Source organism: Flavobacterium sp. B330r, from assembly GCF_056824325.1.
Map to the genome: position 1 here is coordinate 1,366,711 of NZ_CP124860.1, position 18,688 is coordinate 1,385,398.

Sequence of the window (18,688 nt, forward strand, 5' to 3'; positions counted from 1 at the left end):
TTTTTTTATTTTTAGGTTACAATAAAAATACGAAATTTAGGAAGACGTAGAAAATGACATTTGTCACATTTCAAATTAAGTAACTGTATGGCCTTTTTAAACCTAAAATTGTAACACGAATTAATTTTTTGCAAACATTATTTTTAAAAATCAGAATATGTCTATATTTGCACAAATTAACGCAACACACACATGAAATATAAAAGAATTCTTCTTAAACTTAGCGGCGAGGCCTTAATGGGTGATTTACAATACGGTATAGACCCGAAAAGATTAGCCGAATATGCAGATGAAATTAAGCAGATTCACGCAAAAGGGGTAGAAATTGCTATTGTTATTGGAGGAGGAAATATTTTTAGAGGCGTTGCCGGAGCAAGCTCAGGAATGGACAGAGTGCAAGGAGATTATATGGGAATGCTTGCAACTGTTATTAACGGAATGGCTTTGCAGGGCGCTCTTGAAGATAAAGGAATGAAAACGCGTTTGCAGACCGCCTTGAAAATGGAATCTATTGCAGAACCTTATATTAAAAGAAGAGCAGATCGTCACCTTGAAAAAGGCAGAATTGTAATTTTTGGTGCCGGAACTGGAAATCCATATTTTACAACTGATACAGCTGCTGTTTTAAGAGGTATCGAAATCAATGCTGATGTTATCCTTAAAGGTACTCGTGTTGATGGTGTTTACGATTCTGATCCAGAAAAAAATGCTTCTGCAGTAAAATTTGATTTTATCTCATTTGATGATGTAATCAAAAAAGGATTAAATGTAATGGACACAACTGCATTTACATTAAGCCAAGAAAACAAACTTCCAATCGTTGTTTTTGATATGAATAAAATCGGAAACCTATTGAAAATTTGCGAAGGCGAAAACATTGGAACTGTAGTAAATATATAGTCATCAGTAACAGTTTTACAGTCGCGCAAGACTTTAACTGAAAACTGAGAATGAAAACTGAAAACAAAAAAAAAAATGACTGAAGAAATAGACTTTATTTTAGAAAGTACTGAAGAATCAATGAACGGTACTATTGCACACTTAGAGAAAGAATTTCTTAATATTCGTGCAGGGAAAGCTTCTCCAGCTATGCTTGGAGGTGTTTTTGTAGATTATTACGGATCTGCAACTCCGCTTTCTCAAGTATCTAAAATCAGTGTTCCAGATGCTAGAACAATTACATTACAGCCATTTGAAAAAAATATGCTGCAAGCAATTGAAAAAGCAATCTTGATCGCTAACATTGGTTTCAACCCAATGAATAATGGAGATATGATAATCATTAGCGTACCGCCATTAACAGAAGAGCGTCGTCGCGATTTAGCGAAACAAGCAAAATCTGAAGCGGAAGATGCTAAAATTGGTATTCGTAACTCTCGTAAAGATGCTAATACTGATATCAAAAAATTAGAAAAGGAAGGAACTTCTGAAGACATCTGCAAATCTGCCGAGGAAGAAGTACAGAACTTAACAAACGCTTACATCAAAAAAATTGATGAGTTATTGGCTGTAAAAGAAGCCGAAATCATGAAGGTGTAATCTTGAGATTGAGATAAAATAAAAAATCCGTTTGGTTTATTGTACCAGACGGATTTTTTTATTGCTATTTTTGCATACGAAAATTATTTTTTTTTCGTTTTTGAAACTATATCATTCTGTATGAAGCTATTTTGTTTTTTGACTTTGTTTTTTACGCTTACTCTTCAAGCGCAAATTCAAATAAACGGAATCGTAACCGATTCAAACAACAAACCTCTTCCGTTTGCCACCATTACCACTTCAGAAAGCAATAACACTATTACAGATGTTGATGGAAAATTTATTTTTAAAATCAGCAGTTCGGCTACATCACTTTCAATTTCTTATGTAGGTTTTCAAACTAAGACTATTGCATTAATCAATAACAAAACCTTTTATTCGGTAGCGCTTTTACAGCAGACAGACGATCTAAAAGAAGTTGTTGTTTCTAATGAAAACCCTGCTCTTACCATAATTAGAAAAGTTATTGCCAATAAAGCGACAAACGATCCGCAGAAAAAACTCAATAATTTTGAGTATAAAACCTATAACAAACTTATTGTTACTGCTAATCCCGATTCGATTGATGGACGTATCGATACTTCGGCCGCATATAAAGATTTAAGCAAAAAAGTTATCAATATCGATTCTTCCGATTATAAGTTTAAAGAAATTGTAAGCAAACAGCATTTGTTTCAGACCGAGAAAGTTTCTCAATATCAGTTTGGAGATCACAAGCTAAAAGAAACCGTTTTGGGAACCAAAATTGCAGGTTTCAAACAGCCTATTTATGAAGTGCTGGCTTTCAACCTTCAATCTATTTCGATTTATGATTCTAAGTACGAATTATTCGAAACCAAATACGAAAATCCGATTTCGAAAAATGCGCCTTCTAACTACAATTATAAACTCTTAGACACTGTTAGCATCAGAGGTCGGGACGCGTATATGATCTATTTTAAAAATAAATCAAAACACAGAACCTCTGGATTAGAAGGGGTTTTATATATCGATAAAGAAAATTACGCTGTCGCGAAAGCTGTAATGCGCATAAAGGGCGTTTTGGATATTAGTGGAATCCACGAATTTGAATATATTCCGAAAGAGAAAATATGGTTTCAAAGCAACACCACTTTTAAAATCGTAAAAGGTAAAAATGATGATGATATTCGAATTTTGGGCGGTACAATTCAATTTGACGGAGATGTTGAAGAGAATTTCGAAACCAGAAAAAAAGTGGCTTCAGATTTTACCTATCTCCTTTCTGAAAGTAATAGTTTTGATATTCGTGTAAACACCGACAGTCCAATAAAAAACCCTTCGCTTTATATCGAAATTAAAGATGATGCAGCCAAAAAACCTGAAAGTTTCTGGGAAGCCTACCGAAAGGAAAATCTTGATTTAAAAAGCCAAAAAACTTATTTGCTATTAGATAGCCTTTCAATTCGAAATCGAATCGAAAAACGCTTAGGAATTGGCCGAAAAATCATTAATGGCTTCTACCCGATTGGCCCTGTCGATTTAGATTTAAAAAAAATCATAAGTTATAACAATTACGAAGGTTTTCGTCTTGGCGTAGGTGGAATTACAAACGATCGATTATCTAAAAACTTCCGTCTAGAAGGCTACACCGCATACGGAACAAAAGATGGTGTTTTTAAATACAGTGTTGGAGGTGGCGTTTTATTAGACAAATACACCAATACTTGGTTTAATGGCTATTATACCGATGATGTGCGAGAAATTGCAAGTACCGTTTTTTCTGTTGATAAACGTGTTTTTAAAATTTACGACCCGCGTCCGATAAACATTAGTACATTTTATGAATATATAGGATGGCGCGCCAATGTTCAAACCAAATTTATTCCGAAAACCGAAGCCGTTTTGGAACTATCGCGAAATTATATCGAGCCAAAATTTGATTATCTTTTTAATCTAAACGGGAATTTATATTCGAATTATATCATGACCACAGCAATGCTTTCTATTGTGTGGGCACCTTTCAGCAATTATATGCAGACTCCAACAGGAAGAACTGAAAGCGATAAAAAGTTTCCGAGATTTACTTTTCAATACACACAGTCGTTGCCAAATGTTTTTGAAAATGATTTTACTTTTAGCAAAATAGATTTTAAAGCCGAATACGAAAAACAATATTTAAACCGCCAGAAAACAAGTTTGCTTTTACAGGCTGGTTATGCAATGGGAGATGTTCCTATTACACATTTATACAACACCTCTCCGAATAACTTAACGAAGGAAACCGTTATTCAGCGCATCACTTTTGCCGGAAGAAATGCTTTTGAAACCATGTATTTTAACGAGTTCTTCTCGAGCCAATATTTGATGTTTCAAATTAAGCACGGTTTTGACCGAATTAGAATTATGAGAAAAGTTCGCCCATCTTTGGTTTTAGTTACTAGAATGGCTTGGGGAAGTATGGAAAATCCAGAACAACATGTTGGCCCAGATTATAAAACTTTGGATAAAGGTTATTTTGAATCAGGAATCGAATTGAACAGAATCTTTAAAGGTTTTGGTTTAGGCGGATTCTATAGATATGGACCAAATCAGTTATTGAAGTTTGAAGACAATATCGCGGTTAAGATTTCTTATATTCTTGATTTGGGACTATAAAAAGTTAAATTCCAAATCTTTTTTAAATTCCAACTTACATTCTTTGAACATAAAAACTTTGTCAAAGTTTGAAACTTTGACAAAGTTCTGTGCCCTCTAAAAAATCCCAAACTCCAATAGTCGATTGGAATTTGGGATTTTGTTTATTTAAATTCCCTACTTTGGAATTTTTAAATTGGAATTTTAAAACTATTTAAGGTTTAAGAATTAAAACCGATGGCGAATTATTCAGCCAAATACTTTGAGATTCTATTAGTTTTTTCCAGCTATCTAAACTGATAATCATTAGATTTTGGCTTTCTAAAAATTCTTTCTTCAGTGTTCTATCATTCATTATCATGATATGATTTGGCGCAATCTGCTCGATAGAACGAATTGTTTCCTGAATTTCTCTTGTATTTTTAACTTCTCCTCCAGCATCTAAAACTGTAATCTGAGAACCATTATTATTGATTAGCTTTTTAGCATAATCAATTAAAAAAGCATCTTCTTTACTAAAAACGGGCATAAAAATCTGGTTTACTTCTTCTAGATTCTTATCGATAAAAATACCAACTGGCATTTTCGCTTTAGTAATAATATGTCGTGTTCTCTCATCGAACGGATTGTTTTCAAACAAACCTTCTTTTCCTGTGAACTTATCGATCAAACGATCTGGATTTACAATTCTGGTTGTGAATCCGAGAATTTTCCCCAATAAAGTTCCATCAAAAATAGATTGTCCTAAACCAACCAATAATAAATCATATTCTCCATGGTTTGCCGTATCAATAATATCTGAATCAATATCACTCGAAACTTTAAACAAGCTCTCTAAATTTTGATCTAACAATTGCGATTCTTCCACCACTGGCCCGATCATTTTACGTTCATGTTCTTTAACATCAAAAGAATGTATTTCTGTACTTAAAGAAATATGCATTGCTGTTACAACCGAATTATCCGTTTGCTTTTTAACAAGGCTGTTGGCAATTTTGAGTAATTTTTTCCCTTTTTCTGGAGTAGCAAACGAAAGTAAAATCTTGTACTTACTTTTAGTGCCAATTTCCTCTGGAACGGCTGTGATTTTATCTTTAAAAATGAATCCAATAAAATCTAAAGCCGGGCCCGTCATAAAAGTAGTCACCAATGCCATAATTACCATCATAGTAAAGATTTCTGTTGATAGTACCCCTAGATCGTAACCAATGTTTAAAACAACCAGCTCCATTAAACCTCTTGTATTCATCAGGGCTCCAATGGCTAAACTGTCTTTCCAGTTCTGTCCCATAAATTTCGCTGCCAAAGCACTCCCAAAGAATTTACCAACTACAGCAACCAAAATGATCAAACCGGTAAGTTTCCATAATTCAGGATCATTCAACAATCCGATTTGTGTACGCAAACCTGTGAACACGAAAAACAATGGCAATAAAACAATGATGGCAACATCTTCAACTTTTTCGATAAATATGTTTCTAAACTTATTGTTTTCTGGCATAATCGCTCCAGCCAAAAAAGCACCGAACAAAGCATGAATTCCAATTAACTCAGACGCATAAGCCGAAATTAAAAGTGTTATAAAGAAAATGGCAACAACTGGTTTATTCAAACTCTCTCTCGTTGCATTTAAATCTCCTACTCTTTTTAAGAACGGACGAACGATTTTTAGCATGATAATTACATACAAAATCGCCATTCCGATTACATAAAGTGAACTCGAAAGCGAACCCGCTTTTACAATCGCAATAACAACTGCCAAAATACACCAAGCCGTAATATCGTCTGCAGCCGCGCAAGTAATAGCAATGGTTCCTAATCTTGTTTTCTGCATGCCACGCTCTTGAACTATTCTAGCCAAAACCGGGAAAGCTGTAATACTCATGGCAATTCCCATAAATAAACCGAAAGAAGAAAACTCAACTCCCAATGGAGCATAGGTTTCATAAATAAAAAATGCCAATGATAAACCTAAAGCAAATGGAATTACAATACTGGCGTGACTGATTACAACTGCATCATGCGCTTTGTTTTTCAGCACTTTTAAATCCAGTTCCATTCCGATAACAAACATAAAAAGGATTAAACCGATTTGGCTTAAAAACTGTAGATTACCTAAAGATTCTTTTGGAAATAAAGCAGCCGAAAACTCTGGAAAATACATTCCGACCAAAGATGGCCCTAACACAATTCCCGCAATCATTTCACCAATTACCGACGGCTGTCCTATTTTTCTAAAAAACCATCCAAACAAACGAGCAACTAAAATGATGGTTACGATTTGTGCTAATAAAATAGCCAAAGGATGCTGTAGATTTTCGACCATCGAATGAAGAAAGTCTTTCCAATGATTGCTTTCAACACTTTTCTTTACAATATTGCGCCCAACTTCCAATGAAGCTCCTTTTGAAATTACCCAATATATTAGCGCTGTAAAACCACCAATAACTGTTATGTAGAATAGAGAGTTCTTAACGTTATTCATAAACTCGTTCTTTAGATTTAATTAACGCAAATATCAGCACTGTGAATTTAGTGAAAAAGTAATTCACTTGTTAATTTCAATCACATGTAACAAGTCAGGAAAAAATTGTAATAAGTTTTAGAAATGATAGTCAGCCTAACAGAAATAAATTTATTGCAAATGGCTATAATTTCACCTTTTTCAAAAAATCAGCTCTATAGGTTTCGCTTAAGATTAGCGTCGTGTTTTTGCCGTTTTCTTCAACATGGTGCAGCACAATTTCGTTATGATTAAAAAACTTAATTGCTTTTACCGCCACGATTTCTTTTTTATTAACTCGACAGAAATCAGCATCTGGCAATTCGTTTAAAAGGGTATCGAATTTTACATTTTTCAAATTCAAAAAACTTCCATCGGTAAGCAGTACCGTTTTGTCTCGACTATCACTTGCGGCCGTTTTTATGTACTGAATTTTATTAAAATACAACAGCGTTTTCCCTTTGTCTGTATTCAGCTGAATGAATTTTTTATCTGAATTTGATTTTTCAAAACGCTCCAAAGCTTTTGCGACTGCTTTTTGCAAACGTTCCAATTTTACAGGCTTTGTAATATAATCTACGGCATCGATATTAAATGCCTCGGCCGCATATTCTTTATACGCCGTACAAAAAATCACCAATTTATCTTGCAGTTTTTCAGCCAGATGCAACCCATCAATTCCGGGCATTTCGATATCCGAAATTAACAGATCAAAATCAAGATTCGAAAAATCAGACAGGAGTTTCTCTGGATCATTACATGTTTTTACGATCTCCAATTCCGGAATTTGTTCGCAAAGCATTTTTAGGTAAGTCAATCCTGGAAGTTCATCGTCCAGAAGCAAGCATTTCAGTTTTGTATTCAAGTAAATCAATTTTTAGATGGGCAATATAAACATCGTTTTCTATAAACCTATCGAGTTTAAAATTATTCTTATAAATAATGCGAAGACGGTGTTCGAGCGTTGTATGGCCAAAACCGCTTCGTTCTTTTTTCAGTACTTTTTTATCTGATATTTTATTCGAAACCGTCATAAAAAAAGCATTGTTTTTAAATTCAAAAACTACCGAAATAAAAGCATCTGCACTTTGAAGATCGGCATGTTTGAATGCATTTTCAATTAGATCAATCGAAATTAAAGGCGCTAGCAAAGGCTGATCGTACAATTTGTCTTCTTGATTGATATTGGTTTTAACCTTAAGCTCAAAAAGCGGACTAATTTTGATTTTGTTGATTTCGATTAAATTCAATGCAAAATCTATTTCTTCTTTGGCCGTTACAAATTTCTTTTTGCTTTCGTACAAAATATAATCCAGAACATTGGCCAATTTATCCAGAGCAAAATAAGTTTGATAAGCATGCGACTGAATTGAATTTAAGATATTCTTAAACAAATGCGGATTTAGTTTGGATTCTAAATTCTCCAACTGCAAATCGTTTACCTTAGATTCTAAAGCATAAAAACTTTTTTCAGCATCTTCTTTTGCTTTTTTGGTTTGCATTAATTGATAAATCATAAAGCAAATAATAACAATTAAAAGCAAAAGAATGGTTAGAAAAATGAAAGTTGTAGTATTATTTTGTTGCATTGTTGCTGATCTATTTTTTAGTGCAAAATTACAATAACAGTATTTTTTACTGTAAAACGAATTGCAAATATGGCAAAAGCTAACGACTAATTGGTAAAAAGCATGTAAATTATCCCATTTTTAAAAATCTTGCATTTTGTGTTAACATAAAGTAAAATAGAATCGAATATTTATGATTTCGAGCACTTTTCACTACATTTGCATCCATTTTTAAAGATTTTATGAAAAACGCTATCCAAGTTGGATTTTGGGAAAAGTTAGCCCGAATCATACTTAAAAACCGAATTACGATTCTGGTTATACTTTCTGCTTTAACTATTTTCTTTGGTTATCAGTGGAAGAATCTTTCTATGACTTATACCGAAGCTAACCTGCTTCCAAAAGATCATATTGCAAATAAAGATTATCAAAAATTCCTTGATAAGTTTGGTGAAGAAGGAAACCTAATCGTTATTGGTTTCAAAGATTCTAAATTCTTTACACCAAAAAATTATGCGGCTTGGACCGAATTAATGAACGGTTTAAAAAAAGCCAAAGAAGTTGATTTAGTAATTTCTTTAAATGACCTAAAGAAACTTGAAAAAGATACCGTAAACCAAAAATTTGTTCTAGCGCCATTTATTGACGAAAGTAAAATCTTGGATGCTAATTATTTAAAAAGCGTACAATATGATTTGTTTCACAATCTGCCTTTTTACGAAGGCTTGTTGTTTAACAAAGAAAGCGGAAGCGTTCGTTCTGCCATTTACATGAATAAAGCGCTGGTAAATACAGCCGAAAGAAAGGTTTTTATCTTAAAAGATTTAGTTCCGAAAATCGATAAATTCGAAAAAGAAACTGGAATCGATCTTAAAGTTTCAGGAATGCCGTACATCCGTACGATCAATGCGGACAATATGAAAGGCGAAATTGGACTTTTCATTGGAGCGTCTTTATTGACCGTTTCTTTAATTTTCTTTTTCTTTTTCCGTTCGTTCAGAGCAACTTTTATTTCTATTTGCATTTTAATTGTCGGTGTAACTTGGTCTTTTGGAACGCTTGGATTATTTGGTTATAAAATCACGATTTTAACAGCAATTATTCCACCATTGATTATCGTAATCGGAATTACCAACTGTATTTTCCTGATTAACAAATACCAGCAAGAAATTAAGCTGCATAACAATCAGGCAAAAGCTTTACAGCGTGTGATTTCAAAAATTGGATCTTCAACTTTGATGACCAATTTAACCGCTGCAATTGGTTTTGCAACCTTGATGATTACTGGAAACGAACTTCTTTTTGAGTTCGGATTGGTCACTTCTATCAACGTACTTTCTGTTTATACTTTGACACTTTTTATCGTGCCTATTATTTACAGTTTTATGCCATTGCCAAAAGCAAAACACTTATATCATTTAGACAAAACTTATATTTCGACGCTTTTAAACACAGTTACAACTATTGTAAAAGGTAAAAAGACAATTGTTTATTGCATTTACGCTGTTCTATTTATTGTGAGTTTGAATGGAGTTAGACAAATGAAAGTTTCAGGAAGTTTGATTGGTGAAATGCCAAAAACAGCCTCTTTCTTTAAAGATATTTTATTTTACGAAAAAGAATTCAACGGTGTAATGCCTCTGGAAATCATGATTGACACCAAAAAGAAAAAGGGTGTTATGAAACCGGCGACAATTCGTAAAATGGATGAATTACAAAATACCATTTCTGAAATTCCTGAACTGGCAAAACCAGTTTCTGTTGTAAACTTGGTTAAGTATGCAAAACAGGCTTTTTATAACGGAAATCCTGAATATTACCAATTGCCAACTTCTCAGGAACAGACTTTTATTTTGGGTTATGCTAAAAATGCAACCAAAAACAGTAAAGAAAACCTAATGAAGGCCTACGTTGATTCGACTGGACAATACGCGCGAATTACAACTTTCATGAAAGATATTGGAACAGATGAAATGGCAAAAGTAGAAGGGAAACTACGCAAAAAAATTGACGAGATTTTCCCTAAAGACCGATACGAAGTTACGATTACAGGAAAAGCTTTAGTATTCCAAAAAGGAACAACTTATTTAGCGCACAACTTAATCGAGTCGTTATTGTTTGCGATTTTGACTATTGCAATCTTGATGCTGTATTTATTCCGTTCGTTCAAAATGGTAGCAGCTTCTTTGATTACAAATATTTTACCGCTTTGCATTACCTCTGGATTAATGGGTTATTTCGGAATTCCGTTAAAACCTTCAACGATTCTGGTATTTAGTATCGCTTTCGGAATCTCGGTTGATAATGCGATTCAGTTTATGGCGAAATACAAACATGATCTACTTCAAAATAAAGGAAAAGTAAAAAAATCTGTTTTCAGCGCCTTGAGAGAAACAGGAGTAAGTACTTTCTATACTTCTGTGGTTTTGATTTTAGGTTTTGCGACTTTCACACTATCAAGCTTCAGCGGAACAATTGCTTTAGGAGGATTAATTTCTTGTACTTTGGTTTTTGCGATGTTTGCTAATTTAGTTGTATTGCCTTCATTGGTTTTAACTTTTGAGAAGAAGAAAACTAAGAAAGAGGAATTGGAGGGATTGGAGAAGTAAAACACTAATTTCACTAATTGGCACGAATTAAAAATAAATGGAGAGAATAGAAATTTATTCAAGTAGAAAAAAGACGTCTTTATTGTTAATTATTGGTGCACTGTTCACTGCTTTAGGTTTCGAATTATTTATTAATGCTGAACATTATCTTTCCTATAAATTTAAAAGTCTAATGTTTATAAAAGGAATAGGAATTATTTTGATCCTATTTTGTGGCTTAGGTGTTTATATAGCTATTAGGCAATTAATAAAAAACAAACTTTTTCTTATTATTGATAAAAGTGGAATCAATGTTAATCCGGAAAAGAATTCATCAGAATTTATAAAATGGAACAATATTGAAGGATTTTCAGAACTAAAAATTCAAAGCCAAAAAATGGTTCTTATTAAAATTAATAATCCCGATTATTGGATTGAAAATGAAAAGAATCTAATACTGAAAAAATTAACGCAATTTAATTTTACCAATTACGGTTCGCCATTTTGCCTTTCAGCAGTTTCAATGCAAATAAATCATGCTGAACTTATGAAAGTATTAAATCAAAATTTGAAGAAATACAAGAATTAAACTAGGAAGTCAAACATAGTTTGTCATTCCGAGGAACGAGGAATCTCAGCAAGAAACTCCGCTCCAAGGATCGCTAATCTTTGTAGAGCTACTTACGGAGATTCCTTGTTCCTCCTTTAGATTTGTTTTTTGAAATTTTAAGTAGATTTATGATTGAGAAAGGAAGCAAAAGTAAACTGTTCGTTCCTCCGAGCTTGTGACTCATATTTCGATTAAGACTTTAGCTTCCTTTTCATCAAAGACTCAGATAGAAATTTGGGCTAGTGACCCGTTATTAAGGAGTTGAGCTTATGATGAATTTCTCAAATCATTTGTTGAATCGTAAAAGCAAAGTTATGAAAAACATTATTATCGGCATTGATATCAGCAGCAAGACTTTGGATATTTGTGTTAAAGAGGAATCAGTAAATTATTTTTCTATTGAGAATAAGATTCAGGCAATAAAGCATTTTTTCAAAAAATATTCAGGTGAAAATGTAATGATCGCTATGGAAAATACTGGCAGATACAATTGGAATCTGTTTGAAGCACTTGAAAAATTCAACTTTAAGGTTTATGTAATATCTGCTTTGCATATCAAGAAAAGCATAGGTCTTGTCAGAGGCAAAAATGATAAAATTGATGCGTTGCGAATTTGTAGTTTTATTGAAAAAAATTATCAGGAAAATAGGGAATGGAAACCAAGTTCCTGCTCCATTAAAAAGATAAAAATATTATTAACCGAAAGAGCTTTAAGAATAAAAATCAAAAAACAGCTTATGGTTCAGCAGCATGACTACAAATTAATGAAAGGCATTGCAATGGATAAAGAATTGAAAAGCTTAAACATCAAACTTATTAAAAGCATTGATGCACAGATTAAGATTATTGAAAATGATATTGAAAAAGTAATACATAATGACCAAAGTTTAAGCCAGCAACAGAAACTGATAAGATCTGTTCCTGGAGTGGGCCAAGTTCTATCATGGACATTATTATCAAAAACAGAAGGTTTTACAGTTATAACTGATCCAAGAAAAATGGCATGCTACAGCGGAGTCGTGCCTTTTGATTTTCAATCTGGAACATCATTAAAAAGAAGACCCGGAGTATCAATGCTTGCAGATAAAAACCTAAAAACCATTCTGCATTTGGCAGCAATGAGTGCAATTAGATTCGATAATGATCTGAGAAGATATTACATTAGAAAAGTTGATGAAGGAAAAAACAAAATGAGTGTTTTAAATGCTGTGAGAAACAAAATAATCCATAGAGTTTTTGCAGTAATAAAAAACCAAACCTTTTATGAAAAAGATTTGGTTTTATCATAGAAATCGAAATGACAAAAGCAAGAGAAATTGATTCTTTTGAAACCAAATGCCCTAGCCCCGATCGAAGCGGCATCCTTTCTATTTTTCCTTTAAAAATAGAAAGATATAGCGAAGAGCGGGAAACAGCTTCAAAAATTAATTATTATCGATTATATTTGCAGTTGTTCAAAACGAATATTATTTAATATCAATTATATATAAAAATGAAACACACAAAAGTTAGAGACTTATTAAACAGTACGACGACGTTACAGGAAGTGAATGCAAAAGGTTGGGTGAGAACTTTTAGAAATAATCAGTTCATCGCTTTAAATGACGGTTCTACCATTAATAATATTCAATGTGTTGTTGATTTTGAAAATACACCAGAAGAAACTTTAAAAAGAATCACTACTGGAGCTGCGGTTTCTGTAATTGGAACTTTGGTTGAAAGTAAAGGTGCTGGTCAGAAATATGAAATTCAGGTGAACAAACTTGAAATCCTTGGAGATTCTGATGCGGAGAAATTCCCAATGCAGCCTAAAAAACACTCTTTAGAATTTTTACGTGAAAACGCTCACTTGCGTGTACGTACAAATGCTTTTGGTGCGATTATGCGTGTGCGTTCGGTATTGTCTTATGCTGTTCACAGCTATTTCCAGCAAAAAGGTTTTGTTTACGTAAACACACCAATCATTACTGGAGCTGATGCTGAAGGTGCTGGAGAAATGTTCCAAGTTACTTCTTTGCCTTTGGATAATCTTCCAAAAAATGAAGAGGGAAACATTGATTTCAAAAAAGATTTCTTCGGAAAACATACCAACTTGACGGTTTCTGGACAATTAGAAGGTGAAACGTTCGCAATGGCTTTGGGTCAGATTTATACTTTTGGACCAACTTTTAGAGCAGAAAATTCAAATACTTCTCGTCACTTGGCAGAATTCTGGATGATCGAACCAGAAGTTGCCTTCAACGACCTTGATGACAACATGGATTTGGCTGAAGATTTTATTCAGTATGTAATTAAATATGCTTTAGATAACTGTAAAGATGATTTGGCATTTTTAGAAGGAAGACTTCTTGAAGAAGAAAAATCTAAACCGCAGGCAGAAAGAAGCGAAATGCCTTTATTAGAGAAATTAAACTTTGTTTTAGAAAACAACTTCAAACGTGTTTCTTACACTGAGGCAATTGACATTTTAAGAGATTCAACTCCAAATAAAAAGAAGAAATTCCAATATTTAATCAACGAATGGGGAGCTGATTTACAGTCAGAACACGAGCGTTTCTTGGTTGAAAAACACTTTAAATGTCCGGTAATTTTATACGATTACCCAGCAAACATTAAAGCGTTTTACATGCGTCTAAACGACAACACTGAACCAGGAAGAGAAACAGTTCGTGCTATGGATATCCTTTTCCCTGGAATTGGAGAAATCGTTGGTGGTTCTGAAAGAGAAGAGCGTTACGATGTTTTGGTTGAGAAAATGGAAAAACTTGGAATTGATAAAGAAGAATTATACTGGTATTTAGACACTAGAAGATTCGGATCGGCAACTCACGCAGGTTTTGGTTTAGGTTTTGAGCGTTTGGTATTGTTTGTAACTGGAATGACAAACATTAGAGACGTAATTCCTTTCCCAAGAACTCCTGGAAGCGCGGAGTTTTAATCGATTTAGTTTAAAAAAGTTTCAGGTTTCATGTTTCAAGTTATTTGGAGCGTGAACTAAAATAATAATATTTGTTTCAGGTTTCAAGTTTCAAGTTGCGGCACGTTCTCAACCTGAAACTTGAAACTTGAAACTTTTAACAAAATCAAATGCTAAAGCAATTTTTAAATTTAAAATTATCCCAAAAATTATCTCCACAGCAAATTCAGCTGATGAAGTTAATTCAATTGCCTACGCAAGCTTTTGAACAGCGTTTATTAGAAGAAATGAACGAAAATCCGGCTCTTGAAGCTGGAAAAGAAGACGATTACGAAGCTGATGAATACGCTAATGAAGACTACGACGATTATGATGATGCAGAATCTGACAGAATCGAAGCAGACGACATTAACATTGACGAATATCTAAGCGACGACGATATGCCTGATTACAAAACTCAGGTAAACAATTACAGTGACGACGAAGAACGCGAAACGCCTTTTGCAGCTCCAATCAGTTTTCATCAAGACTTAATCAATCAGTTGAATACTTTTATTTTGAATGATGAAGAGCGCGAAATCGCTGAATTCCTTGTTGGAAGTATTGATGACATGGGTTATATCCGTAGAAGTATTCCAGATATTGTAGACGATATGGCTTTTACTCAGGGAATTTATACTGATGAAGCAATGGTCGAGAAAATGATGACGGTGATTCATGAGCTTGAACCTTCAGGTGTTGGCGCGCGTGATTTACAAGAATGTTTATTGCTTCAGTTAAAACATAAAACTCCAACTGAATATGTTGACTTAGCAATTGACATTATCGAAAATCAGTTTGATGCTTTTACGAAGAAACATTACGATAAATTATTACAGAAATACAGCATTTCTAACGAACAGCTTAAAAAAGCAATTCACGAAATTGAACGTTTGAACCCAAAACCAGGCGGTTCTTTTACCGGAAACAATAAAGTTACAGAAAATATTGTTCCAGATTTTGCCATAAGAATTGTAGATGGCGAATTAGAACTGACCCTAAACGGAAGAAATGCTCCTTCTTTGCACGTTTCTAAAGATTATCAGGAAATGATGCAGACATACAAAGAATCCCGTGATAAATCGACTGCACAGAAAGATGCCGTTCAGTTTATCAAACAAAAACTGGATTCTGCTAAATGGTTTATCGATGCCATCAGACAACGTCAGGAAACTCTTTTTGTAACCATGAATGCCATTATGCATTATCAGGAAGAATATTTCTTAGACGGCGATGAAACGAAACTAAAACCAATGATCTTAAAAGATATTGCAGATATGGTTGGTTTGGATATTTCGACAATTTCGCGTGTGGCGAACAGCAAATATGTAGAAACGCCATATGGAACGAAACTTATTAAAGAATTTTTCTCTGAAGCCATGAAAAATGATCAAGGAGAAGACGTTTCGACTTTAGAAATCAAAAAAATTCTTCAAAACACAATTGAGGAAGAAGATAAGAGAAAACCGCTTCCAGACGATCAACTGGCAGAAATCTTAAAAGAAAAAGGGTATCCGATTGCGAGAAGAACTATTGCAAAATACCGTGAACAGTTGGATATTCCAGTGGCGAGAATGAGAAAGAAGATTTAATTTTTTCTTTTTTACCATATAAGAAATATAAGTTCATTTAAATAGCAAACCCGACAGATTTTTAAAATCTGTCGGGTTTTATTTTTATCAATTAGTTAGAATAAATAATATTCCGTAGGAATATCTCGTCGGTAGAAAAAAATATTTGCGGAATTTAGGTTGTGTCCTGTAGGGAGAATTATTCTAACGATTGAATATTTTGAATCGCAATCAGACGTTCCTACGTAACGTGTATCTGGTGAATCAAATTAAAAACATCTACCAACCAAACATTCCTACGGAATGAATAAATATATTTTTAAAACAACAAACCCAACAGGTTTCAAAAAACCTGTCGGGTTTAACGACATCTACGAAGATGTTAAATTATTTATACTCGTCTGGCAATATTTTTACATCAAACAAAAAAGATCTCTTTTTATCAGAGTAACTATAGACCAAAGTATAATCGTTTTCTCTAAAAACCTGCAGTCCAGGATTTGCTTTCGCAGTGCTTAAAAGACTTTTTCTAATTTCTTCCTGAATTACACCGATCTCTGCAGTTTCTTTAACCACCTTTATCAAGGTTAAATTATATTGAACTGTTCTTTCTTGAGGCAAAGTGACACTGTCTAAACGAATTCCTTCTTGAATATTTAGCGGACAGCTTTTATTGTATTTCACAACTAGTTCTTTAACTTCAGTATTTACTTCATCTTCCTTTTCGCCAAGATAAAATTGAAAATAAGCTACAAAAGCAACTGCAATTCCAATTAATAATAACAATAAACCAGTCGATTTTCTCATATTTTATATTGTTTTGTTAAGGCTTGTACAAGGAAAACAGATCTATTTTTCCTGATTTTTTTTCATGGCGTTAAAATACGCTGCACGGCTAAGTGGCTCATATTCTTCTGTTTCACCCAACATTACCAATTTATCATTAGCCGTTTTTCTAAAACTATAATTTGCTAAGTTACCAGTTCTCGTGCAAACAGCATGAACTTTCGTTACATATTCTGCAGTTGCCATAAGTCCTGGCATTGGTCCAAACGGATTTCCTTTAAAATCCATATCCAATCCAGCCACAATTACACGAATTCCTTGATTTGCCAAATCGTTACAAACGGTAATAATTTCGTCATCAAAAAACTGAGCTTCATCAATACCGATCACATCGCATCCTTGGGCCAAAATTAAAATATTAGCCGCCGCAGGAACTGGCGTAGAACGAATTTCGTTGGCATCATGCGACACAACCATTTCGTCATGATATCGGGTATCAATAGCGGGTTTAAAAATTTCGACTCTTTGTTTGGCAAATTGGGCGCGCTTTAATCTTCGGATCAGCTCTTCGGTTTTACCCGAAAACATTGATCCACAAATAACTTCAATCCAACCAAATTGTTCTTTGTGATTTACTGTATTTTCGAGAAACATTTTGTATTTTTCTACCTTTAAAAATGAATAGTTTTTATTACTTTGTACTGGCAATAAATTGATGTAAAAATGTACTGTTTTACATTTTTTCAAAAGTAGAAAATTTTTATCAAACCTTAAATTCGCGACAGCGTATTAACAGAAATAAAAAATTATCTTTTGAATTTCCTTGAGAATAGAAACATTCAGACATCAAATACACTAAAATACCTTATTCACTATAATTTTCAACAGTTATGAAAAAAAAATTGGAAGCTGATTTAATTAGCATTGCACATCGAATTTTAAAACTTAAAAATAAATCCGATATCAATCAATTGTACCTTGAAACTCAGAAATTATACGAGAAATTAACGGTATTAAAATTTGTAGAAGAGAATTTCGACTCTGCAAAACCAACAATTGGGCAAAGCGATATTACTTCTGAATTGGAAACTATTTTCGAAAAAGAAGATGCAGTTCCAACAATAATTGAACTTGAAGCTCCTGCTGAAGAAAAAGTTATTGCGCTTGAGGAATCTTATGAACCTGAAATTTCGGAAGAAGAACCAGTAGAAATTACCGAAGCCATTGAATCTGTGGTTGAAGTTGAAGAACCTGTAATTGAAGAAACTGTTGAACCAATTGCTGCCGAAATTGAAGAAGCAGTTATTGAAGAGCCAATTGTCGAAGAAATTGTTGAGCCAATTGCTGAAAAAGTAGAAGAAACTGAAAAACCTATCGATGATCTTTCGTTTACGACTGTAAATGAGTTAAAGCCTATTCCTGATTTCAAACCTGCTTTTGAATTAGAAACCGAGGCGATAAAAGAAGAAATCAAAGAAGAAATTATAGAAGAGCCAAAAGCAGAAACTCCTGCACAGCCAACTATTCAATTTGAAGATTTCGGCATTAATTACGCCGATGCACAATTTGTAAAAGTGGAAAGTTTTGAAACTGTTCCGTCAACGCAAGCTCCTTCAATAAGTGATTTTAAGGAAACTAAAAAAGTGGAAACGGCTATTCTTGAAACTCCTGCACAGCCAAAATCGGTAAGTTTGAACGAAAAACTGGCAAGAGGTTTTCATATTGATTTGAATGACAGAATTGCTTTTACTAAAAATCTTTTTGGCAACAGCACAGAAGATTACAGCCGTGTTTTAAATCAGCTTTTAACTTTTGATTCCTATGCAGAAGCAAACGAGTTTATCGAAAACATGGTAAAACCTGATTATAACAACTGGGAAGGAAAAGACGATTATGCAGAGCGTTTTATGGGAATCATCGAGAAAAAATTCTCTTAAAAACATTTTCACATCTCACATTTTACATTTCACGA

General features: G+C 33.6%; 15 protein-coding genes. 10 read left to right on the forward strand and 5 right to left on the reverse strand.

Annotation, left to right across the window (positions count from 1 at the left end; all coding sequences use genetic code 11):
* The first annotated feature begins 192 nt into the window (after positions 1-192).
* The 3 genes from pyrH to QLQ95_RS06310 all read left to right on the forward strand — a co-directional run bounded on the left by pyrH (position 193) and on the right by QLQ95_RS06310 (position 4,155).
* Positions 193-900 (forward strand): UMP kinase, encoded by a 708-nt coding sequence (gene pyrH / locus QLQ95_RS06300; protein ID WP_320494187.1) that lies wholly within the window; start codon positions 193-195, stop codon positions 898-900.
* Positions 901-975: 75 nt separating this feature from the next.
* Positions 976-1,539: a ribosome recycling factor gene (frr, locus tag QLQ95_RS06305; RefSeq protein WP_320494188.1), complete on the forward strand. Its 564-nt coding sequence runs from the start codon at positions 976-978 to the stop codon at positions 1,537-1,539.
* Between the two features lie 120 nt (positions 1,540-1,659).
* Positions 1,660-4,155: a DUF5686 family protein gene (locus tag QLQ95_RS06310; protein WP_482503082.1), complete on the forward strand. Its 2,496-nt coding sequence runs from the start codon at positions 1,660-1,662 to the stop codon at positions 4,153-4,155.
* Between the two features lie 193 nt (positions 4,156-4,348).
* Here QLQ95_RS06310 and QLQ95_RS06315 read toward each other — a convergent pair whose 3' ends face one another.
* From QLQ95_RS06315 to QLQ95_RS06325, 3 genes are all read right to left on the reverse strand, one after another.
* Positions 4,349-6,619 carry a cation:proton antiporter gene (locus tag QLQ95_RS06315; RefSeq protein ID WP_095928309.1) on the reverse strand — a complete coding sequence of 757 codons (2,271 nt, stop codon included), beginning with the start codon at positions 6,617-6,619 and terminating at the stop codon, positions 4,349-4,351.
* A gap of 163 nt (positions 6,620-6,782) precedes the next feature.
* Positions 6,783-7,502: a LytR/AlgR family response regulator transcription factor gene (locus QLQ95_RS06320; RefSeq protein WP_095928310.1), complete on the reverse strand. Its 720-nt coding sequence runs from the start codon at positions 7,500-7,502 to the stop codon at positions 6,783-6,785.
* A complete protein-coding gene (locus QLQ95_RS06325; RefSeq protein ID WP_095928311.1) occupies positions 7,465-8,226 on the reverse strand; it encodes a sensor histidine kinase in 762 nt (253 codons plus the stop codon). Before QLQ95_RS06325 ends, QLQ95_RS06320 begins: the two co-directional genes overlap by 38 nt.
* 221 nt (positions 8,227-8,447) lie before the next feature.
* On the opposite strand from QLQ95_RS06325, the gene QLQ95_RS06330 reads away from it, so the two are divergent.
* From QLQ95_RS06330 to rpoN, 6 genes are all read left to right on the forward strand, one after another.
* Positions 8,448-10,814, forward strand: coding sequence for an efflux RND transporter permease subunit (locus tag QLQ95_RS06330; RefSeq protein WP_320494190.1), 2,367 nt, complete (start codon positions 8,448-8,450; stop codon positions 10,812-10,814).
* A 37-nt stretch (positions 10,815-10,851) separates the two neighbouring features.
* A complete protein-coding gene (locus QLQ95_RS06335) occupies positions 10,852-11,382 on the forward strand; it encodes an STM3941 family protein (RefSeq protein ID WP_095928313.1) in 531 nt (176 codons plus the stop codon).
* A gap of 335 nt (positions 11,383-11,717) precedes the next feature.
* Positions 11,718-12,692 carry an IS110 family RNA-guided transposase gene (locus QLQ95_RS06340; protein ID WP_320494668.1) on the forward strand — a complete coding sequence of 325 codons (975 nt, stop codon included), beginning with the start codon at positions 11,718-11,720 and terminating at the stop codon, positions 12,690-12,692.
* 8 nt (positions 12,693-12,700) lie between these two features.
* A complete protein-coding gene (locus QLQ95_RS06345; RefSeq protein WP_320494192.1) occupies positions 12,701-12,877 on the forward strand; it encodes a hypothetical protein in 177 nt (58 codons plus the stop codon).
* A gap of 18 nt (positions 12,878-12,895) precedes the next feature.
* The gene (gene asnS, locus QLQ95_RS06350) at positions 12,896-14,341 is read left to right on the forward strand and encodes an asparagine--tRNA ligase (protein WP_095928314.1); all 1,446 of its coding nucleotides are present in this window, start codon (positions 12,896-12,898) and stop codon (positions 14,339-14,341) included.
* A gap of 149 nt (positions 14,342-14,490) precedes the next feature.
* Positions 14,491-15,951, forward strand: a complete 1,461-nt coding sequence (rpoN, locus tag QLQ95_RS06355) for an RNA polymerase factor sigma-54 (RefSeq protein WP_095928315.1) — start codon at positions 14,491-14,493, stop codon at positions 15,949-15,951.
* A gap of 366 nt (positions 15,952-16,317) precedes the next feature.
* Here rpoN and QLQ95_RS06360 read toward each other — a convergent pair whose 3' ends face one another.
* Together QLQ95_RS06360 and QLQ95_RS06365 are read right to left on the reverse strand one after the other, a co-directional pair.
* The gene (locus QLQ95_RS06360) at positions 16,318-16,737 is read right to left on the reverse strand and encodes a hypothetical protein (protein ID WP_428237741.1); all 420 of its coding nucleotides are present in this window, start codon (positions 16,735-16,737) and stop codon (positions 16,318-16,320) included.
* 42 nt (positions 16,738-16,779) lie between these two features.
* Entirely contained in the window at positions 16,780-17,370 is a 591-nt protein-coding gene (locus QLQ95_RS06365; protein ID WP_095928508.1) for a thymidine kinase, read from the reverse strand.
* A 236-nt stretch (positions 17,371-17,606) separates the two neighbouring features.
* Here QLQ95_RS06365 and QLQ95_RS06370 point away from each other — a divergent pair, with 236 nt between their 5' ends.
* On the forward strand, positions 17,607-18,653 hold the full coding sequence (locus tag QLQ95_RS06370) for a hypothetical protein (protein ID WP_482503087.1): 1,047 nt from the start codon (positions 17,607-17,609) through the stop codon (positions 18,651-18,653).
* The last annotated feature ends 35 nt before the right edge of the window (positions 18,654-18,688 follow it).